Source organism: Rhodocyclaceae bacterium (assembly GCA_020248265.1).
Taxonomy (GTDB): domain Bacteria; phylum Pseudomonadota; class Gammaproteobacteria; order Burkholderiales; family CAIKXV01; genus CAIKXV01.
Genome location: JADCHX010000001.1, coordinates 56,336 through 79,642 on the forward strand (window position 1 = coordinate 56,336; position 23,307 = coordinate 79,642).

At 68.6% G+C, this 23,307-nt stretch carries 22 protein-coding genes; 11 read left to right on the forward strand and 11 right to left on the reverse strand.

Annotated elements, in window-relative coordinates; genetic code table 11:
- Positions 1–14 precede the first annotated feature (14 nt).
- Genes ING98_00270 through ING98_00280 form a run of 3 tightly spaced genes read right to left on the reverse strand, consistent with a single transcriptional unit; the run spans position 15 to position 3,411 of the window.
- Positions 15–884, reverse strand: coding sequence for an FAD binding domain-containing protein (locus ING98_00270; GenBank protein MCA3100286.1), 870 nt, complete (start codon positions 882–884; stop codon positions 15–17).
- Positions 881–2,374 carry an FAD-dependent tricarballylate dehydrogenase TcuA gene (gene tcuA, locus ING98_00275; GenBank protein ID MCA3100287.1) on the reverse strand — a complete coding sequence of 498 codons (1,494 nt, stop codon included), beginning with the start codon at positions 2,372–2,374 and terminating at the stop codon, positions 881–883. The genes ING98_00270 and tcuA (ING98_00275) overlap by 4 nt, the downstream gene beginning before the upstream one ends.
- A gap of 32 nt (positions 2,375–2,406) precedes the next feature.
- Positions 2,407–3,411 (reverse strand): tripartite tricarboxylate transporter substrate binding protein, encoded by a 1,005-nt coding sequence (locus ING98_00280; GenBank protein ID MCA3100288.1) that lies wholly within the window; start codon positions 3,409–3,411, stop codon positions 2,407–2,409.
- 151 nt (positions 3,412–3,562) lie between these two features.
- Here ING98_00280 and tcuA (ING98_00285) point away from each other — a divergent pair, with 151 nt between their 5' ends.
- Genes tcuA (ING98_00285) through ING98_00295 form a run of 3 tightly spaced genes read left to right on the forward strand, consistent with a single transcriptional unit; the run spans position 3,563 to position 6,881 of the window.
- Positions 3,563–5,041, forward strand: a complete 1,479-nt coding sequence (tcuA, locus tag ING98_00285; GenBank protein MCA3100289.1) for an FAD-dependent tricarballylate dehydrogenase TcuA — start codon at positions 3,563–3,565, stop codon at positions 5,039–5,041.
- A 54-nt stretch (positions 5,042–5,095) separates the two neighbouring features.
- Entirely contained in the window at positions 5,096–6,124 is a 1,029-nt protein-coding gene (locus tag ING98_00290; GenBank protein MCA3100290.1) for a tripartite tricarboxylate transporter substrate binding protein, read from the forward strand.
- A gap of 10 nt (positions 6,125–6,134) precedes the next feature.
- Positions 6,135–6,881, forward strand: a complete 747-nt coding sequence (locus ING98_00295) for an enoyl-CoA hydratase/isomerase family protein (GenBank protein ID MCA3100291.1) — start codon at positions 6,135–6,137, stop codon at positions 6,879–6,881.
- A gap of 74 nt (positions 6,882–6,955) precedes the next feature.
- Here the strand turns inward: ING98_00295 and ING98_00300 are convergent, their stop codons facing one another.
- A complete protein-coding gene (locus tag ING98_00300; GenBank protein MCA3100292.1) occupies positions 6,956–7,915 on the reverse strand; it encodes an NAD(P)-dependent oxidoreductase in 960 nt (319 codons plus the stop codon).
- Between the two features lie 119 nt (positions 7,916–8,034).
- On the opposite strand from ING98_00300, the gene ING98_00305 reads away from it, so the two are divergent.
- Positions 8,035–9,015, forward strand: a complete 981-nt coding sequence (locus ING98_00305; protein ID MCA3100293.1) for a tripartite tricarboxylate transporter substrate binding protein — start codon at positions 8,035–8,037, stop codon at positions 9,013–9,015.
- Between the two features lie 4 nt (positions 9,016–9,019).
- Here the strand turns inward: ING98_00305 and ING98_00310 are convergent, their stop codons facing one another.
- Both ING98_00310 and ING98_00315 read right to left on the reverse strand, forming a co-directional pair.
- Positions 9,020–10,711 carry a CocE/NonD family hydrolase gene (locus ING98_00310; GenBank protein ID MCA3100294.1) on the reverse strand — a complete coding sequence of 564 codons (1,692 nt, stop codon included), beginning with the start codon at positions 10,709–10,711 and terminating at the stop codon, positions 9,020–9,022.
- Between the two features lie 23 nt (positions 10,712–10,734).
- A complete protein-coding gene (locus ING98_00315) occupies positions 10,735–11,736 on the reverse strand; it encodes a tripartite tricarboxylate transporter substrate binding protein (GenBank protein ID MCA3100295.1) in 1,002 nt (333 codons plus the stop codon).
- Between the two features lie 80 nt (positions 11,737–11,816).
- On the opposite strand from ING98_00315, the gene ING98_00320 reads away from it, so the two are divergent.
- From ING98_00320 to ING98_00335, 4 genes are read left to right on the forward strand one after another with little or no spacing between them, the layout of a single operon-like run.
- On the forward strand, positions 11,817–12,764 hold the full coding sequence (locus tag ING98_00320; protein ID MCA3100296.1) for a polysaccharide deacetylase: 948 nt from the start codon (positions 11,817–11,819) through the stop codon (positions 12,762–12,764).
- 51 nt (positions 12,765–12,815) lie between these two features.
- Positions 12,816–13,814, forward strand: a complete 999-nt coding sequence (locus tag ING98_00325) for a tripartite tricarboxylate transporter substrate binding protein (GenBank protein ID MCA3100297.1) — start codon at positions 12,816–12,818, stop codon at positions 13,812–13,814.
- Positions 13,811–15,133, forward strand: a complete 1,323-nt coding sequence (locus tag ING98_00330; protein MCA3100298.1) for a hypothetical protein — start codon at positions 13,811–13,813, stop codon at positions 15,131–15,133. The genes ING98_00325 and ING98_00330 overlap by 4 nt, the downstream gene beginning before the upstream one ends.
- 4 nt (positions 15,134–15,137) lie before the next feature.
- Positions 15,138–16,049, forward strand: a complete 912-nt coding sequence (locus ING98_00335; protein ID MCA3100299.1) for a polysaccharide deacetylase family protein — start codon at positions 15,138–15,140, stop codon at positions 16,047–16,049.
- Between the two features lie 12 nt (positions 16,050–16,061).
- Here ING98_00335 and ING98_00340 read toward each other — a convergent pair whose 3' ends face one another.
- From ING98_00340 to ING98_00355, 4 genes are read right to left on the reverse strand one after another with little or no spacing between them, the layout of a single operon-like run.
- Positions 16,062–17,114: a tripartite tricarboxylate transporter substrate binding protein gene (locus ING98_00340; protein ID MCA3100300.1), complete on the reverse strand. Its 1,053-nt coding sequence runs from the start codon at positions 17,112–17,114 to the stop codon at positions 16,062–16,064.
- A gap of 28 nt (positions 17,115–17,142) precedes the next feature.
- The gene (locus tag ING98_00345; GenBank protein MCA3100301.1) at positions 17,143–17,841 is read right to left on the reverse strand and encodes a substrate-binding domain-containing protein; all 699 of its coding nucleotides are present in this window, start codon (positions 17,839–17,841) and stop codon (positions 17,143–17,145) included.
- A 5-nt stretch (positions 17,842–17,846) separates the two neighbouring features.
- A complete protein-coding gene (gene leuD, locus ING98_00350; protein MCA3100302.1) occupies positions 17,847–18,350 on the reverse strand; it encodes a 3-isopropylmalate dehydratase small subunit in 504 nt (167 codons plus the stop codon).
- Positions 18,351–18,363: 13 nt separating this feature from the next.
- Positions 18,364–19,632, reverse strand: a complete 1,269-nt coding sequence (locus ING98_00355; GenBank protein ID MCA3100303.1) for a 3-isopropylmalate dehydratase large subunit — start codon at positions 19,630–19,632, stop codon at positions 18,364–18,366.
- Positions 19,633–19,961: 329 nt separating this feature from the next.
- Here ING98_00355 and ING98_00360 point away from each other — a divergent pair, with 329 nt between their 5' ends.
- From ING98_00360 to ING98_00370, 3 genes are all read left to right on the forward strand, one after another.
- Complete coding sequence (locus tag ING98_00360) at positions 19,962–21,332, forward strand: amidohydrolase family protein (GenBank protein MCA3100304.1); 1,371 nt, start codon at positions 19,962–19,964, stop codon at positions 21,330–21,332.
- 88 nt (positions 21,333–21,420) lie between these two features.
- The gene (locus ING98_00365; GenBank protein MCA3100305.1) at positions 21,421–21,720 is read left to right on the forward strand and encodes a type II toxin-antitoxin system ParD family antitoxin; all 300 of its coding nucleotides are present in this window, start codon (positions 21,421–21,423) and stop codon (positions 21,718–21,720) included.
- Entirely contained in the window at positions 21,717–22,058 is a 342-nt protein-coding gene (locus ING98_00370; GenBank protein MCA3100306.1) for a type II toxin-antitoxin system RelE/ParE family toxin, read from the forward strand. Before ING98_00365 ends, ING98_00370 begins: the two co-directional genes overlap by 4 nt.
- Here ING98_00370 and ING98_00375 read toward each other — a convergent pair.
- Positions 22,055–23,302: an amidase gene (locus tag ING98_00375; GenBank protein MCA3100307.1), complete on the reverse strand. Its 1,248-nt coding sequence runs from the start codon at positions 23,300–23,302 to the stop codon at positions 22,055–22,057. The genes ING98_00370 and ING98_00375 overlap by 4 nt on opposite strands.
- Between the last annotated feature and the right edge of the window lie 5 nt (positions 23,303–23,307).

A 23,307-nucleotide genomic window follows, 5' to 3' on the forward strand; every position in this document is an offset into this window, starting at 1 on the left:
TCTTGAGTCCTCGCTTATGCAGCCACTGGCCGCGTCGCAGCTGCAGCCAGTGCCCGCTCGACCATCGTGCCGACCAGGGAACGACGGTAGGCGCTGCTCGCCTCGGCATCCTCCGGCGGATCGACCTCCGCGCGTGCCGCAGCGACCGCGGCCGCGATGCCGGCCGCATCCACCGCGCGTCCTTCGAGGGCCGATTCCGCCGCCGGCAGCCGCTGCACGACGCCGGTCGCGCCGATCACGCCGAGATGGACGCCGGTGGCCACGCCGTCGCGCTCGTCATAGAACGCCGCGATCGCCGCCAGCGCGAAGGCGCCGCGCTGGCGCGCGAACTCCTCGAAGCCCCAGCGCCGCGCGACAGGCCATGCCGGCAGCCTGACCTCGACCAGCAGTTCCGCCGGCCCGATCACGGTCTCCAGCGGCCCGGTGAAGAAGTCGCGTGCAGCCACCGTGCGCGTACCGGCGCGGCCGGCGATCACCATCGTCGCCTCGCAGGTGTATGCGATGCCCGGCATCTCGGCGGCCGGATCGGCATGCGCCAGGCTGCCGCCGACCGTGCCGCGGTTGCGGATCGGATAGTGCGCGACATGGCCGATCGCCTCGACCAGCAGCGGATGCGCGGCGCGCAGCGACGGATGCTCGAGGATGTCGCACCAGCGCACGCGCGCGCCAAGGCGCACGCCGTCTCCGCCGATCGTGATCGCATCGAGCCCGGGGATGCGGCCGATATCCACCAGCATCGAAGGTTGCGCCAGGCGGAAGGCCAGCACCGGCATCAGGCTCTGTCCGCCGGCCAGTGGACGGGCATCGCCCGCGTGCTGTTCCAGCAGCTCGAACGCCTCGTCGAGCGTGGCCGGTGCGGCGTAGTCGAAGGCGGGGAGTTTCATCGGCGCGCGAACGCCGCGGCGCCGGTGCCGGCGGTACGGCCGAATACGGCGCCGCAGGTCAACCCGGTGCCGCTCGGATAATTGCCGTAGAACAGGCCGCCGACCATCTCGCCGGCCGTGAACAGTCCGGGGATCGGATCGCCGGCGTCGTCCTCGACCTCCGCACGGGTACTGATCTTCAGGCCACCGAACGTGAAGGTGATGCCGGCGGTCACCGCGTAGGCCTCGAACGGTCCCTTGTCTATCCTGCGTGCCCAGTTCGACTTCGGCAGCGCCAGGCCGCGCGTCGACAGACCATCCTTGATGCTCGCGACCAGCGGCGACTCGTCGTCGGGTGCCGCGCGGTTGTAGGCTTCCATCGTCTGCAGGAAAGCCTGCGCATCGACGCCTTCCATCTTCGAGGCGAGTTCCGGCAGCGTGGCCCCCTGGACCTTCGTCACCTGGCGGATGCGGTAGGTCTCGCGCAGCAGCGGTATCGCGCGCTGGTCGAACACCTGCCAGGCGAACAGCCCCGGCTGGGCCAGCACTTCCCGGCCGTAGCGCGCATAGGTCACGGTCTGGAAGTCGGCACCTTCATCGACGAACCGCTCGCCGCGCGCATTGACCACGACGCCGAACGGATAACTGTGCTTCTGGTAGGCGCCCTTGACGACCGGGTCGCCATACTCCGGCGCGTTGAGCTCCCAGAAGCTCGAATGCGCACAGGACCAGTGGCCATAGGCACGCGCGCCGATGTCGAGCGCCATGCGCAACCCGGCGCCGGTGTTGAAGCGGGTGCCGCGCACCTTCGCGAGGTCCCAGTTGGGGCCGAGGTAGCGGCTGCGCATCTCGGCATTCGCCTCGAAGCCGCCACAGGCGAGTACCACCGCCTTCGCCCGCACCGTCTTCTGCACGCCGCCATGCATCACCGTGACGCCGGTCACGCGGCTGCCGTCGCGCTGCAGCGCGATCGCCGGCGTGCGGTAGTACGTACGCACCCCTTCCTTCGCTGCGCGGGCATGCAGCGCTTCGATCAGCCCGGCGCCGCCGCCCCAGACGATGCACGGCAGGTTGCCCCAGAACTGCATCCGCCCGTTCACCTTCGACGACTGCCGGCCGAACGCCGCTTCGAAGCGGACGCCCTTTCCGCGCAGCCACACGAGGGTAGCGAGGCTGTTGTCGATCACGAATTCAGTCAGTTCGGGATGGCAACGGTAGCCGGTGACGCTCGCCATGTCGTCGAAGAAGTCGGCCGCGGTGTAAGTGCCGAAATCGGTCGTCGCCAGTTCATCCGCGGTCAGGTCGGCCACCACTTTCGTGATGTCTTCGGCGCCGTGGAACACGGTGCGCATCTGGCCACCTGCATAAGCCGTGTTGCCGCCACGGTCTTCCTCGCCACAGGCATCGAGCATTGCGACCGTAGCACCGGCCTCGCGTGCAGCCAGCGCCGCGCATGAAGCCGCATTGCCCGTGCCGACGACCACGACATCCACCGATTCAAGCTGTTCCATCGACGATCCCCGACATTGCATGGATGAGCGGTTCAATCCGCCGTTGCACCGGAGGCACGCACCACCGGGCCCCAGCGCGCGTTCTCGACGCGGATGAACTGCGTGTACTCCGCCGGCCCCATCGGCGAAGGAAATGCGCCGACGCTGGCGAGGCGGGCCACCACGTCATCCAGCGCCGCGATTCGTCGAAGTTCGCGGCTCAACCGGTCCACCACCGGCTGCGGCAGCCCCGCCGGCCCGGAAAGGCCGTACCAGAGCGCACCCTCGACCGCGGGGTAGCCTGCTTCCGCCATCGTCGGCACGTCGGGCAGCACGGCGACGCGTTTCGGCCAGAGCACCGCGAGCACCCGCAGCCTGCCTGCGCGGATGCTCGCGGCGTGCGACGGCAGGCCGTCGAACATCACATGCACGCTGCCGGCGGTGAGGTCGACCGTCGCGAGGCCGCTGCCCTTGTACGGGACATGGGTCAGCGGTGCCCCGGTGCTGGTCTTGAACAGTTCGCCCAGCAGGCGCGAACTGCTGCCCCCGCCGGAGGACGCGAACGAAAAGCCGTCCGGCTTCGCCCTGGCCAGCGCGACGAACTCGCGCACGGTCGTCGCCGGGACCGACGGATGGATCACCATCACCGTCGGGATCGTGGCGACCAGGCCGACATGGGTGAAGTCCTTCATCGCGTCGTACGGCAGCTTGCGGTAGAGCACCGGCCCGATGCCGTGCGTGGTGTTCGACGATACCAGGAAGGTGTGCCCGTCCGGCGTGGCGCGCGCGACGATCTCGGTCGCGATGATGCCGGCGGCGCCAGCGCGGTTGTCGATGACGACATTCTGCCCGAACGATTCCGACAGCTTCTGTCCCACCAGCCGCGCGGTGAAGTCGGAGGCGCCGCCCGGTGCGACGGGGACCAGCAACCGCACGGCCCGCTGCGGCCAGGCCTCGGCCGCGTGCACCGCCGCGCCGTACAGCGTCAGCCCGCAGGGCGGCGGCAGCAAGACCGCTGCGGCCAGCCATGACGGCACGTTTCGAGACATCGGTTGCATCGGCTATCCCCGTGTGTGATCACACGATAGCGCAGCCGCCGCCACCGGACAATGCGAGGTGTGTAGAATCTTTCCGGACCATGCCATTGCGGCGGGCCCGCGGCGGCATCGGCCGACCGCGACGGATGCATGTCAGAGGAGCACAGGTCCCATGTCGTTCGACGTCATTGTCGTCGGGGCCGGCAACGCCGCGATGGCCGCCGCGCTGTCGGCTGCCGAGTCCGGCGCCCGGGTGGTCGTGCTCGAGGCGGCACCGGTCGAGCATGCGGGTGGCAACACGCGCTACGCGGCCGGGCAGCTGCGCACCACCTTCGACGGCGCCAACGACCTGTCCTCGCTGGTTCCGGAGCTCTCGCCGGAGGAAGCGGCGCGCTGCGATTTCGGCACCTACGGCCGCGCGGACTACCTCGAGGACATCGGCCGGCTGACGGGCTATCGCTGCGATCCCGACCTGGCCGAGACCATCGTCGACAACAGCCTGAGCACGCTGCAATGGATGCGCACCATCGGTGCTCGCTTCCAGTTGAGCTACCGCCGGCAGTCGGTGAAGGTCGGCGACCGCATCCGCTTCTGGGGCGGGCTGCCGATCGAGCTGTGGGGCGGCGGCGCCGGGCTGGTCGAGGCCTACCACTCATCCGCCGCGAAGCGCGGCATCGAGATCCGCCACGAGGCGATCGCCCATTCGCTGGTGCTCGATGGCCGGCGTGCGGTCGGCGTCGAAGGCTGGTGGCGCGGGCAGCCGATGCGGGTCGCCGGACGCTCGGTGGTGCTCGCGTGCGGCGGATTCGAGGCGAACACCGAGAAGCGGGCGCGCTACCTCGGGCCGGGCTGGGACCTTGCCAAGGTGCGCGGCACCGCGTTCAACACGGGCGCCGGCCTCGACATGGCGATGGCCGCCGGTGCACGGCCGCACGGGCACTGGACCGGTGCCCACGGCAGCTGCTGGGACATGAACGCGCCGGAGACCGGCGACCTGGTCGTCGGCGACGGCTACCAGAAGTACAGCTACCCGATGGGCATCACGGTGAACCTCGCCGGCGAGCGCTTCTTCGACGAAGGCGCGGACATGCAGAGCTACACCTACTCGCGGCTGGGCAAGGCCATCCTGAAGCAGCCGAACATGGTCGCCTGGCAGGTGTTCGACCAGCGGCATGTGCCGCTGCTGCTCGACGAATACCGGATCCGTCGCATCACGAAGGTGCGTGCAGACACGATCGAGCAGCTGGCGGAGAAGATCGAGGGCATCGACCGCGCGCGCTTCGTGCAGACGGTGCGCGAGTTCAACGCTTCGGTTGCGCATCTGGACGGCACCATCGACCTGTCGCAGAAGGACGGCAAGTCGACCCGCGGACTGCCGCTGCCGAAGTCGAACTGGGCGCAGCCGCTCGACCAGGGTCCGTTCGAAGCCTACGGCGTCACCACCGGCATCACGTTCACCTTCGGCGGCCTGCGCATCTCGCCCGATGCGCGCGTGCTGGATGCCGGGCTGCAGCCGATACCCGGTCTCTACGCGGCCGGCGAGATCGTCGGCGGCATCTTCTACGATGGTTATCCCGGCGGAACCGGGCTGGTGTCGGGGGCGGTGTTCGGCCGTCGTGCCGGGAAGGGCGCTGCGGATCCTGCGCAGTAGCGGCTCACCAGGCGGGCGCAGCCGAGCCTGCCTCAGCGAAAGAGGGAGGTCGTCATGCGCACTGCCGCCGTACCCGAGAAGTCCGCAGCGCAGTCCGCCCGGTCCGCCGGGTTGGCGGTGATCGCCGCGACATGCACGCTGCCGGCCCTGCTGCTGGTCGCGACCGGCGTCCCCGCCCAGCAGACATTCCCTGCCAAGTCGATGCGCCTGGTGGTCGGGGTCACGCCTGGCGGCGCGGCCGACTTCACGGCGCGCGTCCTCTCGCAGCAGGTGCAGGATGCGCTCGGGCAGAGCATGCTCGTCGACAACCGTCCGGGTGCTGGCGGCACGCTCGCATCGGAGACCGTTGCACGATCGGCGCCCGACGGCTACACGCTGCTGCTGTCGTCCAGCAGCACCCATGGCGTCGCACCTGCGCTCTACAGCAAGCTGCCCTGGGACGCGCTCAAGGACTTCACGCACGTGGCGCTGGTCAACACCATCCCGGGCGTGATGGCATTGCACCAGGCCGTGCCCGCGAAGACCGTGAAGGAGTTCGTCGCGCTCGCGCAGGCGAAGCCCGGCGGCTACCTGTTCGCCTCCTCCGGCAACGGCAGTGCGCCGCACGTGATGGCCGAACTGTTCAAGCTGCGCACGAAGACCGAGCTCGGCCATGTCCCGTACAAGGGCAGCGGGCCGGCCGTCGTCGACCTCGGGGCCGGCGCGGTGCAGGCGATGTTCGACGGGCTGCCGTCGCTGCTGCCCCAGATCAAGCTGGGTCGGATACGCGCGATCGCCGCGATGTCCGGCCAGCGATCCACCGTGATGCCGGAAATCCCGACGATGGCCGAGAGCGGCTATCCGGGCATCGAGGGCGGCCTGTGGTACGGCGTCTCGGGTCCGGCGAAGATCGATCCGGCAGTGGTCGAGGTGCTTGCCCGCGAAGTGATGCGGGCCGCCGCCTCGGCGGAGACGCGCGAGCGCTTCACCAGCGTCGGGGCGTTCTCCACGCCGCTCGGACCGAAGGAGTACACCGCCTTCATCGCGCGCGAGCTGGCGAAGTGGGGTGAGGTGATCCGCGCCTCCGGCGCACGCATCGATTGAAAGGGCGGACATGACAAGCGCGAGCGGCACCGATGCACCCATCCGCACTGTCCTCGAAGGAACGACGTGGCAGGTCGTCCTGAATCGTCCCGACTGCGGCAACCTGGTCACCAGCGCGATGGTCGAGCTGCTGCACGCTGCCATCACGTCGATCCCGCGCGAGGCGAAGCTGCTGGTGCTGTGCGGTGCGGGCGCCGACTTCTGCAAGGGACGCGACTATGCGCACGCCCCGGAGCAGGGCAAGGAGGGCCGCGCGCCCACCGCCGTCGCGATCCGCGCGAACATGACGGCACCGATCACGGCACTGTACGGCGCGATCCATCGGGTACCGGTGCCGACCCTCGCGCTGGTGCAGGGTGTGGCGCAGGGCTTCGGCACCGCGCTGGCGGGCAGCTGCGACATCACGGTAGCCAGTGACGAGGCGACGTTCCGGTTGCCCGAGATGGCCGGCGGACTGCCACCGACGCTGGCGATGACCGCGCTCTGGCCACGCGCGATCGCCGCGCTGCCCTGGCTGGTCTATACCGGCAGCAGGATCAGCGCGTCACGGGCGCGTGAAGTTGGACTGGTCGACGAGACGGTCGCCCCCGGATCGCTGGCCGCGCGCGGCACCGAGATCGCGAACACCATCGGCGCGCAGCCGCCCGAGGCGATCGCGGCCGTCAAGGAATACCTGCTGGCCGCGCGCGAGGCCGGTCCCGATGCGCGCGCCGCGCTGGGAGCGAGCCTGTTCGCCGGGGTGCTTTCGTCGCGTTGAGCGCCTGAAGGCCGCAGGCTGAACAATGGCGCGGAATGGTCCAGCTTCAGCGCCTGGCTGCAATCCCTCCTTCGCTAGCCCCTCACGCCTCGATACCACGCCGCGTAATCCTGCAGCAGGCGCGCCATCGGGTACTGGGGCAGGTAGCCGAGATGCCTTGCCGCGCGCGAGATATCCGCGGGCTTCCAGTCGCCACCGCTCCAGGTCGATCCTTCCGGCTGCGCCTCGATCTTCGTGCGTGTTCCGGGAATGGCCGCTTCCAGTGCCGCCGCCAGTTCCTGCGGACGGTAGATCCGCCCCATCGTGATGTTGAAGACGCCGCTGCCGAGGTCGGGTGCATGGATCGCCTGTACCGTCGCCAGCGCGGCATCCTTCGAATACACCCATTCCATCGCGGTACCCGGGATCACCGCTTCGCGGCCGTCGACCGCGGCCTCGACCATCGCACGGAAGATGCCGCTCGGGCCGCCTCCGCCGGGGCCGCTCCAGGGTCCGGCGACCGGACAGTAGCGCAGCGCCGCGAACGCGATGCCGAAGCTGCGCGCATAGTTCAGGCCGATGCTCTCGACCGCCTGCTTGGTTGCCGCATAGAACGTATGCGGCCGCGGCACCGCCTCTTCCTGCGACAGGTCGCCGCCATCCTCGCCGCCGCTCTGGTACCGGTTGAGCACGCTGGAACTCGACGCCACCACCCGGCCGATGCCATGGATGCGTGCGGCTTCCATCACGTTGGCAAGCCCCATGATGTTCAGCTCGATCGCGGCGTACGGATTGCGTTGTGCGCCGAGCGTCAGCAGCGGGTTGGCGGCGGTATGCACGATCGCGTCGACCTTTGCACGCGCCAGCGCCGCGCTGATCGACAGCGGGCGCAGCACGTCGCCCTCGAACAGGTCGATCGTGGACGGATCCAGGAGGGTCGCCAGCACCTCGCGCTGCGGTCGTGAATCCATCACCAGCGGCCGCTCGCCGCGCTCGGCGAGGATCCTCGCCACCTGTGCGCCGACCAGCCCGGCGCCGATGATCAGTGTGGTCATCCCGGCTCCTCCATGGTGCCCAGTATAATCCGCGACCATGCGAGCACTGCCGGAGACAACGGCAAGGCCGGATGCGCAAGTGCGATCCTCGCCGGTGCCGTATCAACCTGGGGGAAACGATGTCCGGATGCAACCGCTTCGACCGTCTGGGGTTCTTGCTCGCGTTGCTGCCGGCGCTCGCAGCCACGCCGGCCTTCGCGCAGGATTACCCGTCACGCCCGATCCGCTACCTCGTGCCCTTCGGTGCCGGCAGCATCGGTGACATCACCGCACGGACCGTCGGCCAGAAGATGTCCGAATCGATGGGCCAGCCGATCATCATCGACAACCGCCCCAGTGCCGGCCTCATCGTCGCGTCTGTGGCCGCCGCGAAGGCAGAGCCGGATGGATACACGATCCTGCACACGGGCAATGGCGCGGCACTGACGGTGTCGATGTTCAACAGCCTGCCGTACGACATCGTGAAGGACTATGCGCATGTCTCGACGCTGGGCTTCTTCGACATGGCGGTGCTCGGCGCGTCCGACACGCGTTTCGGATCGCTCGCCGATGCGCTCGCGCATGTGCGAGCCAATCCCGGCAAGCTCGACATCGGCACGCTGAACATCGGCAGCACGCAGTACCTCGCGGTCGAGTTGTTCAAGACGATGGCCGGCATCCGTGCACAGACGGTGCCCTACAAGACCTCGCCCGCCGCGCTGGCGGCGCTGCGCGGCGGCGAAGTGCAGCTGATGTTCGAAAGCGTCGGCGCGGTGATCGGGCAGGTGCGTGCGAACGCCGTCAAGGCGCTGGCGGTCACGTCGAGCAAGCGCTCGCCGCTGTTGCCCGGCGTGCCGACCGTCGCCGAGAGCGGCGTCGCCGGCTACCACGCAGCGTCATGGGCATCACTGGTCGCGCCGGCTCGTACGCCGGGCGCGATCGTCGATCGCCTGAACCGCGAAGTCACTGCCGCCCTCGCATCGCCTGACGTCGCGAAACGCCTGCTCGACGTCGGCGTCGAGGCGCGCGGCAGCACGCCCCGCCAGGCCCATGACCTGATGGTGTCCGAGATCGGGAAGTGGCGCGAAGTGATCGAGCGCGCCGGCATCCCGAAGCAGTAGCGCCCTAGGCCTTGGGCGGTATCAGCGGCAGCAGCAGGTACGACTGCCGATCACCGCCAGAGTAGATGGTGTTCTCGGCACCGAGGTTGTAATCCGCGTGGTAGTGGCCGTAGAAGTTGCTGCCGATGCCGTCGCGCGGCTGGATGTCGACGCGGATGCGGTGGCCCTTGCGGAACACCATGCAGGTGGCCCAGACCTCGACCTGGCATTCGACCGGCACCCCGGGCTCGAGCCACTGCCGTTCATCATGGGCGTGGTAAGGCCGGTATGGCAGCGACTTCTTCGGATCGAGCTTGCGATGCGAGGCACGCAGGCAACCCTTGGTCAACGGTACCGCCTGTCCCTGCTGGCCGACTTCCCAGACGTCTTCGCCATCAGGACCGATGTTGCGCAGCGTGACCACGATGTCCGCGTCCTCGGACGTGCTGGAGATCCACAAGTTGAGCACGATCGGCCCGGTGACCTCGGTGTCTTCCTGCATCGGCGGGGTCCAGAACGAAGTACCCAGCTTGTCCTTGCTCGCCAGCATCAGCGCGGTCGACGACGAGGAGACGCCGGCCTTGGTCGAGCCGCTCGCGCCGTAGGTCACGCTGCGTTCCTGCGCTGGCGGCGTGGGGTTCAGGATGCCGTCGACCTCGCCACCGGCCTCGTCGATGTCGAGGTGGAAGCGCGTCCACTGCGTGCGCGCGATCGGCCATTCGTCCTCGAAGCGGAACGCGTAGGGCTCGGCAGCACCACCGGTGCGGATCTGCAGCTTGACCGGCGGCTCATCCATGATGCCGGTGTCGATGTCCTTCAGCCAGTAGTCCATGAAGCGCAGCTGGTCCATGCGCCCTTCCTCCGAGTGGAAGGGATGGAAGTGGGTGCCGCTGTGGATGCGCAGCTTCTTGTGCCTGGAGGCGGCGCACAGCCAGGCCTCGGTGTTGCCGCGCAGGTGCATGCTGTATCCGCTCCAGTTGCCGACGCTGTAGACCGGCACCTCGATCAGTTCCCAGCGCGCGCTGTTCATGCGCCAGAACCCGGAGTCGAGGTCGTTGCGCATGTAGTGCCAGAGCATGTTGTTGTTGAAGGCGTCCGGGTTGTAGCTGCGCGGCTTGCCCAGCAGCTGGTGCGCCATGTTCGTGGTGTGCCAGGACATGATGAAGCCCATCGCGAACAGGCCGCCGTGGTAGGCCTGGTCGCGGTACTGGTCGGCGCGCCCCTCCCACGGAATGATCGCCTTCAGCGACGGCGGCTGCAGACCGGCCAGCCGCCACTGGAACGCAGCATGGTAGGACACCCCGTTGGTGCCGACCTTGCCGTTGCACCAGGGCTGTTTCGCGATCCATTCGACGACGTCGTAGGCGTCGACCGCTTCCTGGTACGAGCTGGGCTCGGACATGCCGGGCGACTTGCCCGAGCCGCGCGAATCGACGCGGATCAGCGCATAGCCGCGTGGGCACCACCACATCGGGTTGGCGGTCTCCCAGTTCATGTACGGGTTCGGCGCCTCCTCGAGGTCTGCCGGCGGCCGCCACAGCTTGTCCTTCTGGTACGGGCCGATGTTCATGATGCCGGGGAAGGTCTCCGCGCCGCCGTCGGGACGGAACACGTCGGCGTACAGCACGCTGCCGTCGCGCAGCGGGATCTGCACGTCCTTCTCGACGATCAGCGGGTAGTCCTTCGGCTGCGAGTGGTTGGCGTTCTTGTCGGTCATCGCTTCGTCCTCTTCGTTGTCTTTCAGTCGACCTGCAGCGCGCCGGCCTTCACCAGCCGCGCCAGGCGTGCCACTTCCGATTTCAGCAGTTCCGCATAGCGCGCCGGCGGCCCGCCCTCGATCTCGATGCCGAGCGTGTCGAAGCGGGCGCGCACGTCGGGCATCGCCAGCACCTTGTCGACATCGGCGTTGATACGCTCGACGATCGCGCGCGGCGTCTTTCCCGGGGCATCCAGGCCGAACCAGACGATCGCGTCCGCGCCCTTGATGCCCTGCTCCTGGAAGGTCGGCACGTTCGGCAGCGAGGCCATGCGCTTCGCGCCAGCCGTCGACAGCACGCGCAGCCGCCCGGCCTTGACCAGCGACTCCGCCGACACCCAGGTGGTGAACATCAGCTGGATCTGCCCGCCGGCGATGTCCGCGAGCGATGGACCGGTCCCCTTGTACGGCACATGGGTGGCCTGGATGCCGGTGGCCGCCTTGAACACCTCGAGCGCGGTATGCAGGTTGCTGTTGTTGCCGGCCGAGCCCCAGTTGATCTTGCCCGGATTGGCCTTCGCATGCTCGACCAGCTCGCGCGCATTGCGCGGCGGGAACGACGGGTTGGCGACGATGATCAGCGGCGAATAGCCGATGAAGATCACAGGGGCCAGTTCCGCCATCGTGAACTGGGGTTTCGCGCTGAGCACCACATGGTTGACCGTGGGCCCCGGGTTTGTCACCAGCAGCGTGTAGCCGTCCGGCGTGCCCTTCGCGACCAGCGCCGCGCCGAGTGCACCGCCCGCACCGGGCCGGTTGTCGACCAGCACCGCCTGCCCCCAGTCGTCGGACAGCTTCTGGCCGATCAGCCGTCCGATGATGTCGTTCGAGGCGCCGGGGGTGAATGGAACCACTACCCGGACCGGGCGCGACGGCCAGGCCTCCGCCGCCAGGGCATCGCCCGGAGGGGCGCCAAGCGAAGCCCCTGCCGCCAGCGCCACCGATGCGAGCGCACGCACTACCGCCACCGAAACCTTTCCCGCCATCCTGCCTCCTCCGATCCGGACGGCCCCGGCATGGAGGCCTGCCCTATAATCGATCCGTGCAGCCAGACCCCGAGGATACGATGAGCGGCGCCCGACGCGCGCTGGCCGAGGCGGAAGCCCACGGCGATCCGCGATTGCCCCGGCACGATCGCTACGACTACCTCCCGCTGCCGCTGCGCGCCGACTACAGCTGGCCCGGTGGACGGCGGCTGGCGGTGACGCTGGTCGCGCACGCCGAATGGTTCGCGTTCGGCGCAGGGCTGGGCGACGACCCGGCCAAGCCGGGCGAACCGCAGACCCACCGCAACTACGCCTGGCGCGACTACGGCAACCGGGTCGGCGCGTGGAACCTGCTCGAACTGCTCGACGAGCTCGGGCTGCCCGCCGCGCACTGCGTCGACACGCTGGTCTACCGCGAGGCGCCGCAGCTCACCGATGCGATCCGTGCGCGCGGCGACGAGGTGATCGCCCACGGCCGCACCGCCGCCGAGACGCTTCGCGGCCTTTGGCCTGCGGACGAGGAACGCCTGCTGCGGGAGGTGACCGACATCATCGCGCGGCATGAAGGCCTCGCACCTTCCGGCTGGAAGGGCGCTGCGATGCGCGAGACAGCGTGGACGCCCGACCTGCTGAAGGCACTCGGCTACACCTACCTGATGGACTGGCCGATGGACGATCAGCCGGTGTGGCTGCGCACCCGCGCCGGCCCGCTGCTCGCGCTGCCGGCACCGGTCGAGGTGGACGATGCCGTGCATGTGGTCCAGCGCCGTGGCGACGCCACGGCATTCTGTGACATGCTCGTCGAACAGTTCGACGAGATGGTCGAGCAGTCGGCGCGGCAACCGCTCGTGATGAATGTCTCGCTGCACCCGCACGTCGCCGGCCATCCGTTCCGGATCCGGCTGCTGCGTTCCGCCCTGAAGCACTGCCTGCAGCATCCGCTCGCGGGCCGTGCATGGTGGTGCCGGCCGGGCGAAGTCGCTGGCCACTGCATCGCCCTGCCCGCCGGCATCGTCCCGGGCAGTTGATCCGCCACAGTTGATCCATCCTTGCGCCCTTCCAGACAGGAGTTCCTCCCGATGAAACCGTCCGGCCCCTCCCCCCGCCGCCAGCCGATGCGTTCGATGGCTGCCGCACTGCTCACCCTGATGGTCACCAGTGCTGCCGGCGTGCACGCGCAGGACTATCCGTCGCGCCCGGTGCGCATCATCGTGCCCTATGGCGCCGGCGGGTCTTCCGATGCGCCGATGCGGGTGATCGCTGCCGAGCTGTCCAAGCAGATGGGCCAGCAGATGCTGGTCGAGAACCGGCCCGGCCAGGGCGCGATGCTGGGCAGCGAAGTGGCTGCCAAGGCACCAGCCGACGGCTACACGCTGCTGCTCGCGTCCAACCCGAACGCGATCAGCGCCACGCTCTACAGCAAGCTGTCGTTCGACCCGATCGACGACTTCGCACCCATCTCGCTGCTCGGACGCGAGCAGGGCGTGCTGCTGGTGCATCCGTCCTTCCCGGCGAAGAACATCAAGGAGTTCATCTCGGTGGTGCGCGAGCAGCCGGGCAAGATCGATTACGGCTCCTCCGGCAACGGCAGCGCGCAGCACCTGTTCACCGCGATGTTCGCGTCGATGGCCGGATTGAAGATGGTGCACGTGCCCTACAAGGGCAGCCCGCAGGTCACTGCCGACCTGCTCGGCGGGCAGATCAGGGTCGCGTTGCCCGGCCTCGCGCAGATGATGAGCCCGATCCGCGACGGCCGCCTGCGGCCGATGGCGGTCACCGGCGCCGCGCGCTCGCCGCTGCTGCCCGACGTGCCGACCATGGCCGAGTCGGGACTGAAGGGCTACGAGGCGTACGTCTGGATGGGCATGCTCGCCCCGCGCGGCACCCCGGCGCCGATCATCGCCCGCCTCAACCGCGAGATGAACGCCTCGCTCAAGACCGAGAGCGTGCGCACCTTCATGAACAATGCGGCGATCGAGCAGATCGGCTCGACCCCGGCGGAGTTCGGCGCGTTCTTCCGCGCCGAGCGGGACCTGTGGGCACGCATCATCCGCGAAGTCGGGGCGAAGATCGAATGACGGCGAAGATCGACGCGGACGCCGTCCGCCACTACGGCGCAACCCGCGCCGGTAACGGCGACATCGTGCATGTGCCGGTGGTGCGCGCTGGCCGCTGGGTGTTCGGCACCGGGCTGCGCGCGACCGGGCCCGATGGCCGCATGGATCCAGCGGTGCTGAAGGCCGGCCGGCCGCTTGACATGCCACCGAAGGCGCAGCGCGAGGCCGAAGCGATCTTCGGCCGCATCGGTACGCTGCTGGAGCAGGCCGGCAGCGCGATGCCGCTGGTTGCCCGCGTCGACCAGTACTACCCCGATCCGCGTTCGGTCGACCCCTACCATGTCGCGCGCAAGCGGGCGATGGCCGGCAAGGTCGCGCCGAGCACCTCGATCCTCGTCGGCGGCCTGCTCAACCGCGATGCGGCGATGGACGTACAGGTGATGGCTGCGACCGTTGACAGCGGCCGCAGCGTCGAGCGGGTGCAGGCGAGCCTGGATGCACCGCAGTCCTCCGGCTATGCGCCCTGCGTGCGCGTCGGCGACCTCGTTTTCGTCGCCGGCCAGCTTGCGCGCGACGACACCGGCAACATCGCGCCCGAGGCGAAACCACCGGAAGGACAGCTCTGGAACGGCACCCGCATCAAGCTCGAGACCGGCTACCTGTTCCACGAGCGGCTGCTGCCGGCACTGGACGCGGCGGGCAGCAGTCCCGACCTGGTGGTGAAGGCTCAGGTCTACCTGAGCGACCCGCAGGCACTGCCGGCCTTCCTGCAGACCTGGGCCGATGTATTCGGCGCACGCATCCCGCCGACCACCATCGTACCGGTCGAGCATCCCGGCTTCGGCACGCTCGACGCGACGATCGAGGTGAACCTGGTCGCGGTGCATGCATCGGCACGCTCGCGGCTGAAGGACATCCGCTGCGACGTCGAACTGCCGATGCCGGGAATGGTGCCGGCCTGCAGCTTCGACGGCCTGCTGTTCGTCGCCGGGCTGATGGCGATCGATGCGGACGGGCTGGTGCCGTCGGCGAAGGTGCATACGGATGCGCCGTACTTCCACGATACGGTGCAGGCGCAGATGACCGACATCCTCGCCAAGGCGAAGGTGATCTTCGCCGCTGCCGGCACCGACCTGTCGCAGGTGGTTCGGGCACTGCATTTCCATGACGACCTCGGAGGCTTCCGCAGCGCCTATGCCGCGTGGACGCATGAGATCGGCGACGGTGGCCTGCCGTTCAGCGCGATCTCCGTGTCGCCCGACCTGTTCGTACCGGGCGCGAAGCTCATCGTCGATCTCTGGGGGCATGTACCCGGCGCCACCGCCGTCGAGGCCAGCTGAACCGATGGAGGAAACACCGCTCCTGCCGAGGCACGACCGCTACGACTACGTGCCGCTGCCGCAACGCGCGGTGTATGACTGGCCGGGGCAGCGCCGGCTTGCGTTCACGATCACCACCAACATCGAGTGGTTCGCCTTCGGTGCGGGCTCCGGCCATGACCCGGGCGATGCCTCCGAACCGCAGACCCAGCGCAACTACGCCTGGCGCGACTACGGAAACCGGGTCGGCATCTGGCGTCTGTTCGACCTGCTCGACGAGCTCGGCCTGCCGGCCGGCCATGCGATCAACAGCCTGCTCTGCCGCGAGGCGCCGCTGATCGTCGACACCGCCCTGCGCCGTGGCGACGAGCTGGTCGCGCACGGACGCACCAACGCCGAGAACCTGCGCGGCCTGTGGCCGGCCGACGAGGCACGCATGCTGCAGGAAGTCACCGACACGATCACCCGCCATGCAGGCGCTGCGCCGCGCGGCTGGATGGGTGCGGCCGCCTACGAGACGCCGATCACACCCGATCTGCTGAGGGAAATCGGCTACACCTACCTGATGGACTGGCCGATGGACGACCAGCCGGTGTGGATGCGAACCCGGTCAGGGCCGATGCTTGTCGTGCCCTATCCTGTCGAGATCGACGATGCGCAGGGACTGATCCACCGCAAGTGGACCACTGGCGCGTTCTGCGATGCGATCACCGGGCAGTTCGACGAGATGGTCGAACGCTGCGAACAGCGGCCGCTGGTGATGAACGTTTCGGTGCATCCGAACGTGTTCGGCCAGCCGTTCCGGGTGCGGGCGCTGCGCCGTGCGCTGAAGCACTGCCTCGACCATCCGCTGGCCGGACGGGTCTGGTGGTGCCGTCCGGGCGACATCGCGGCGCATTGCGCGACGCTGCCGGTGGGCACGATGCCCGGTCGGTAGGCCGGGGGGGCGCTACTCCTTCTTCAGTCCGGCACTGCGCACCACGCCGGCCCACTTCACCACCTCGGCCTTGACCATCGCGCCGAAGGCCTCCGGTGATGCGCTGAGCTGCGGCTCGGCGCCGCTGGTCACGAGCTGCTGCCGGGTCGGCGCATGCTGCACGGCATTCGAGGTCGCGGTGAACACCTTCTTCACCGCGTCCGGTGGCGTGCCGGCCGGCGCGAACAGGCCGAACCATTGCAGCGCCTGGTAGCCCGGCACCCCACCCTCGGCCAGCGTGGGGATCTCCGGTGCGGCGGACGAGCGTACCGGCGTCGTCACGCCAAAGGCACGCAGGCGTCCCTGCTTCACATGCGGCAGCGCGCTCAACACGCTGCCCATCATCAGCGGCACATGTCCGGACAGCGTATCGGCGAGCCCGGCATTGCCGCTCTTGTACGGCACGTACGAGAGGCGGATCGACGCCATGTGCAGGAACAGTTCCATCGCCATGTGTCCGCTGCCACCGTAGGACCCGGCAGCATAGTCGACCTGCCCAGACTTCTGGCGCGCGATCGCAATCAGCTCCTTCACGTTGCGCGCCGGGAACGACGGATGGCCGACCAGGATCTGCGGCAGCTCGACCACCTGTCCGATCGCCGCGAAGTCGCGCACCGGATCGATGCGCAGCTTCGCATGGGTCGACGGGATGATGGTCATCGTGCTGTTTCCGATGAGCAGCGTGTAGCCGTCGGGCGCGGCGCGCGCGACCACGTCCATGCCGATGATCAGGCTGGCGCCGGGCCGATTCTCGACCACCACCGGCTGGCCGAGCACTTCGCCCAGCCGCGGCGCGAGGATGCGCGCGGTGGTGTCGGTGCCACCGCCGGGCGAGGAGGGAACGATCAGCCTGACCGGCCTGGACGGGTAGTCGGGCTGCGCGGCTGCGGGCATCGGGGCGAGCAGGACGGCCGCGGTGACGAACACAGAGGATGAGGCCTTGGCGACGGCGCCGGTCGGGCAAGCGGCGGCGGCACGGACCGATGGCGCAGGACGTCCGGCCCGGCCGGTCAATGGATGGTTCATCGATACCTCGGTTGCATCAGGGTGGCATTCATTCGACGCCCGCATCGGAGAGCAGGCATCGCGCAGGCGGGGTGGCGAACATCGCGACAAAGCGGCCGCCCAGCGCCGCCTCGGCGCAGCCGGACACGACCGCCGCTTCATAGGTCGTCACGTTCTGCAGGCCCTCCGGTAGCGGCGCGGCGAGCCGCAACGGCGCACCTGCGGCGACCTGGTCCGCGATGTTGGTGACATTGACCAGGCCGTAGATGGCACCTTCGGACGTAGCGATCCTTTCGAACACCTGCGCGCCGCTTGCGCAGACGAAGATCTCCGGCCCTGGCCGATCGCGCAACCCGAGCTGCTCGATCACCTGCAATGCATGCAGCCCGCTCGAGCCTTCGTTGCAGGCGACACCGTCCGCGGCACGCATCGCCGCAGTGAACGCCTCGACGGTGGACAGGTCGGGAACCGGCAGTCCGGTGCGCATCGCCACCGCCATCGGCGCACTGCCGACCCGGATGCGCGTGGACGTGTCCAGGCGCCCGCCGGCCGCAAGCGCGTCCAACGCCGCAGTCGAGGCGAGCGCCACGTCCCAGCGCTCGCCCGCCAGCAGCCGCTGGCGCACCTTCGGCGCGGAGGTGAACACGACCTCGACACGCGCACCGCCCACCTGCTCGAACAGCGCGATGACCGCGGACACTCCGCGCCGGATCGAACCGGCGCTGAGCAGGTGCAGCGTACCGGCCACAGGGGTCAGCCGGCGGCTTCCCTGCGCAGGCGCTCGCGCAGGTAGGGCTTCTCGCCGCCGGCGAGGATCATCCCGCGGTAGATCTCCGGCAGCGCGCGACCCTGCAGAGAACGGCCACTGCCGACATTGCGCACGACGAGGGTGTCGGTGTCGATCTCCAGCGTGTCACCGGTTTCGACCAGGTCCAGGATGCCCGGGCAGGCCACCGGCCACAGCGCGCCACCGGCGCAGTTGCTGAAGAACAGCGCACCGAACGACTCGGCGACGATCGCCGGGATGCCGAGCGCGGCGATCGAGTAGTGCGCCGGTGTCGACGAGCCGCAGCCGAAGTTGGTGCCGGCGACGATGAAGTCGCCCGGCGCCACCTTCGATGCGAACGAAGGGTCGAGCGCCTCCATGCAGTGCTTGCCCTGCTCCTGCGGCGGCAGGTGGTTGTACATCTGCCTGCGGATGAGCCCGGTGCTGATGTCGTGCTGCGGGAACTTCCAGACCTTGCCGGTAAGCTTCATCGCGCGTTCCTGTTCAGGCGGCCAGCGGGTTGGTGATGCAGCCGGCGATCGCCGAGGCTGCCACGGTCGCGGGCGAGGCGAGGTAGATCTCGCCGCCCGGGCCCATGCGGCCCTCGAAGTTGCGGGTGATCGAGGTGATCGCCACGTCACCCGGGCCGAGGATGCCGCCGTGCAGCCCGGGGCAGGCGCCGCAGTTGGCGCTGGTGACGATCGCGTTGGCTTCGTGCATCACCTGGATGTAGCCGAGTTCGGTGGCGGCTTTCAGCACTTCGCGCGAACCGGGCGTGACGATCAGGCGGACGTCCGGATGCACCTTGCGCCCCTTCAGCACGCGCGCGGTCTCGGCCATGTCCTCGAGCCGGCCGCTGGCGCAGGAGCCGATGTAGGCCTGGTCGACCTTGCGGCCGGCTACCTCGTCCACCGGCCGCACGTCGTCGGGCGCATGCGGGACGGCGATCTGCGGGCCGATGCCGGAGACGTCCACCTCGTGCACCGTGTCGTACACGTAGTCGGCATCGGTCTCGAAAACGGTAAACGGTTCGCTGGTGCGCTGGCGGACCCATTGGTGCGTAGTGCGATCAGGCTGGATGTAGGACGCGACCGCGCCCATCTCGGTGCCCATGTTGGTGAAGGTGAAGCGCATGTCCATGCTGAGCGACTCGATGAACGAACCGGCGAACTCGACCGCATGGTTGTAGGCGCCGCGCTGGCCGAGCTTGCCGTTCACGTACAGCGAGGCATCGCGCCCCGCGACGCCAGGCGGCAGCGTGCCGGTCACGCGCACCAGCGTGACCTTCGGCACCTCGATCACGTAGCGGCCGATCGCATAGAGCGTGAGGCGCCCGCCACCGAGCGAACAGGCATACATGCCGATCGCGCCCATCGTCGGCGCATGCGAGTCTATCGCGATGCCGAGCATGCCGGGACGGACGAGGCCCTCCTCGCACAGCACCAGGTGCGACACGCCGGCGCCGCCGTCGAAGGTGCGGATGCCGTGCGCCTTGAAGAACTCCCGGAACGACTTCTGCGCGCCGGCGATCGCCACGGTCGGAGCCGGCGAGGCATGGTCGGCGACTGCGTAGATACGATCGCGCAGCGGGATGCGGTCGATGCCCAGTTCCTCGAGGTCGGCGGCCAGCCGCTTCACGTCGCTCGCATTGACGCCGACGATCACGCCGAACACGTCGGGCTCGATCTCGACGAACTCCCCCGGGCTCACCCTGGCAAGCGAGGGCCGCGTACGGTTCGCAATGATCTTGTGCAGCGCGTGCATGCCTGCCATATGTCTTCCTCCTGCATCCTTCTGTTCATCCCAGTGTAGGCAGTTTGAAGGAAGCGATGCAACCGGGACGACCCGCTGCCACGGCCGCATGATGGGTACTGACATGGATGCCAACGTTCATCACCGAAAACCCGGGTCAGACACGCATTCGGAAATGCGTGTCTGACCCGGGTTTTGCACGTTTCCAGCCGTGCTAGGATTCTTCAGGGCAGGACGCCACCGACGAGCGGCCGCAGATACTGGAGGGGACGATGGAACAGCCGATGATCCGCCGGCGCTCGCTGCTGAAGGCAGCCGCAGCAGCCGCCACAACCGGACTGGCCGCCTGCATGACGCAGGCGCGCGATGGCAGCTCGATGGAGAGCGGCACCGCCCGCCTGCCCGCCCGCGGCGAGTACCTGATCCGCGGCGCGACCATCCTCAGCATGGATGCCGCCGTCGGCGACTACGAGCGCGGCGACGTGCATGTGCGCAACGGTTCGATCGTCTCGGTCGGCGCGGTACCTTCCGCCGCCACCGCAAACGCCACGGTGATCGATGCCGCCGGCATGATCTGCATGCCCGGCTTCATCGACACCCATTGGCACCTGTGGACCAGCATCACCCGACCGATCATCCGCATCGACGACCCGAAGCGCGGCTACTTCCCGGTCACCAGCTTCCTCGGCCGCTTCTACACGCCTGAGGACAGCTACCGCAGCGTGCGCCTCGGGCTGTCGGAGGCGATCACTGCCGGCGCGACTACCGTTCACAACTGGGCGCACAACATCGTCACGCCGGAGCATGCGGACGCCGAGCTGCGCGCGATGCGCGACACCGGGCTTCGCGGCCGCTTCTCCTATGGCCCGGCGCAGGGGATGCCCGACGACAAGCCGATGGACCTGGCCGGCCTCGCACGCACCCAGAAGGCCTGGATGCCCAACGATGGCCTGCTCACGCTCGGCATCAACTCGCGCAACGTCGGCACCGACCCGAACCCGCTGCGCGGCAACATACCGCTCGAGATCGTGCGCGCCGACTGGGGCGGTGCGCGGGCGCTCAAGCTGCCGATCACGCTGCACACCTCCGGCCCGAGCCCGATCACCTTCCTCGAACAGGCCGGCCTGCTCGGCCCGGACGTCCAGCTGGTGCATCCGCTGCTCACCACCGCGGCCGAGCGCAAGATCCTGCGCGAGCGCGGCGTGAGCTACAGCATCTCGCCGCTGGGCGAGTCGCGACGGCCCGCCAGCGCCGGCGTGATCCAGCTCGGAGAACTGCTCGAAGCCGGCGTGAAGACCAGCCTGTCGATCGACCACACCGGCACCTACAGCGTCGACTACTTCAACTGCATGCGCCTGCTGTACAACCTGCACCAGCATCGTATCGGGCCGAAGTTCCCGTTGACCGCGCGGCGGCTGGTGCAACTGGCCACCCTCGATGGCGCGATCGACCTGGGCATCGCCGATCGCACCGGCTCGCTCACGCCGGGCAAGCGCGCCGACGTGATTCTGGTGCGCACCCGTGACGTGAACATCGCGCCAGCGGGCGACCCGTACGAGGCGCTGGTGTCGTTCGCGCAGCCGCGGAACGTGGATACGGTGATCGCGGACGGGCGTGTGCTGTGGCGCGGAGGGAGGTTCACTGCGCTCGATCACGGGCGGGTGCTGGAGGAGGCGGAGCAGTCGTCGGCGGCGGTGCGGGCAAGGGCCAAGTGGGGGTAGATCAACCCTCGCCAGTGGCATCGCCCTTGCCAACTGAATCATCAATGGCATAGTATGCCAACGCTTTCAACGCTGCGTGACGCCCTTCATGCCTACGCGAAACGTCGTCCTCACTGATCATCAGGCAACCCTCGTCGAAGCGTTGGTCTCGACCGGACGCTACCAGAACGCGAGCGAAGTCCTGCGCGAGGGACTGCGATTGATCGAGGCTCGCGAGGCGCAGGACGATGCACGACTCTACGCGTTGCGGCAGGCCGCGCAGGTCGGAATCGCCGACATCGAGGCGGGGCGATTCCACAGCTTCGAATCGCAGGCTGATCTTCGGAATCACCTGAGCGAACTCGCCAGAAAGACGATCGGCCCCCGGCCCCCTGAACGCTTGAAGTGAGCGCACGCGTGTGGTCCGTACGCCTGACGGCAGCGGCACAGGCGGACTTCGCGGAGATCCTGCGTTGGACGGACAGGCAGTTCGGCAAGGCTCAGGCTCACCGTTATGCGGACACGATCTCAGCAGCGCTGGATGATCTGGCAGCAGGTCCGGCGGTCGCAGGGGCGAAGAAGCGCGATGACATCCAGCAGGGTATCGTCTCGCTTCATGTCGCCCGCAATTCGCGGAAAGGGCGGCACTTCGTGATGTTCCGAGTGGGACAAGCACCGCAAGGCAACGTGATCGAAGTACTACGCCTCCTTCACGATGCGATGGACCTGGAGCGTCATCTGCCTTAGGCGGATGCTGCCAGCATCCGCTCCACCCACGCCGCCGCCCGCATCAACCCTGCATCGTTCCCCGCCGCCGCTATCACCTGCACCCCCAGCGGCAACCCACCCGAGCCCTTCCCCGCCGGCACGGTGATGCACGGCAGCCCGAGCTGCGTCCACATCAGCCCGAAGGTCGGCTCGCCGGTACCTTCGATACCCGGCGCCTCGCCCGGCGTGCTCGGTGCCAGCATGATGTCGCAGGCGTCGAAGTGCCTGGCCATCAGCGCGATGCAATGGTGCGTATCGGCCCGAGCCGCCTCGTAGGCCCCGCGGGTCACCATACCGCCTGCCGCCAGTCGCCCGGTCAGGCTCGGAGAGATCAGTTCAGGATGCCGGGTGCGCTCATGCGTCAGCGCCCGGTAGAACTCGTACGAGCTGAACGCGATCTGGATCTCGTTCATCCGGTCGAACGCCGGCTCGAGCCAAACCGAAGAAACCTTTGCGCCAGCCGCAGCAAACCGCACCGCAGACGACTCGATCAACGCCTGCGTCGCCGCATCCGCCTTGTCCCACCAGGGCGTACGGCAGACGCCGATACGCAGCGCAACCGAAGGCGGCGTCGCATCCAGCGAGAGCCCGGTAAGCCCCTCGGTCAGCAGCGCCGCGTCAGCGACGGTACGCGACAGTACGCCCAGCGTGTCCAGCGACTCGGACAGGAACTTCAGCCCCGCCCGGTTGATCAACCCGTAGGTCGGCTTGTAGCCCACCACGCCGCAATACGCGGCCGGCCGGATGATCGACGACGAGGTCTGCGTACCCAGTGCCAGCGGCACCATGCAGTCGGCCACGGCCGCGCCAGATCCGCTCGACGATCCACCCGGGGTATGCAGCGGGGAATGCGGATTGCGCGTCTTGTTCGGATGCCGCGTCGCGAACTCGGTCGACACCGTCTTGCCGAGAATCACCCCGCCCAGTTCACGGATCAGCGACACGCAGGCGGCATCGGCTGCCGGACGATGGCCCACGTAAATCGGCGACCCGTACTCGGTTGGCATGTCGTACGTGTCGATCACGTCCTTGATGCCGACCGGTATGCCGTGCAGTGGCGAGCGCACACCACCCCTCACCCGCTCGGCATCGGCGGCACGCGCCTGCGCCAACGCCAGCGCCGGGTCGATGAACGCCCATGCTCGTACATCGTCCTCGCGGGCGGCAATGCGTTCCAGACAGGCCGAGACCAGCGCCTCGGAGGTGAGGCGCCCCACGGCCATCTCCC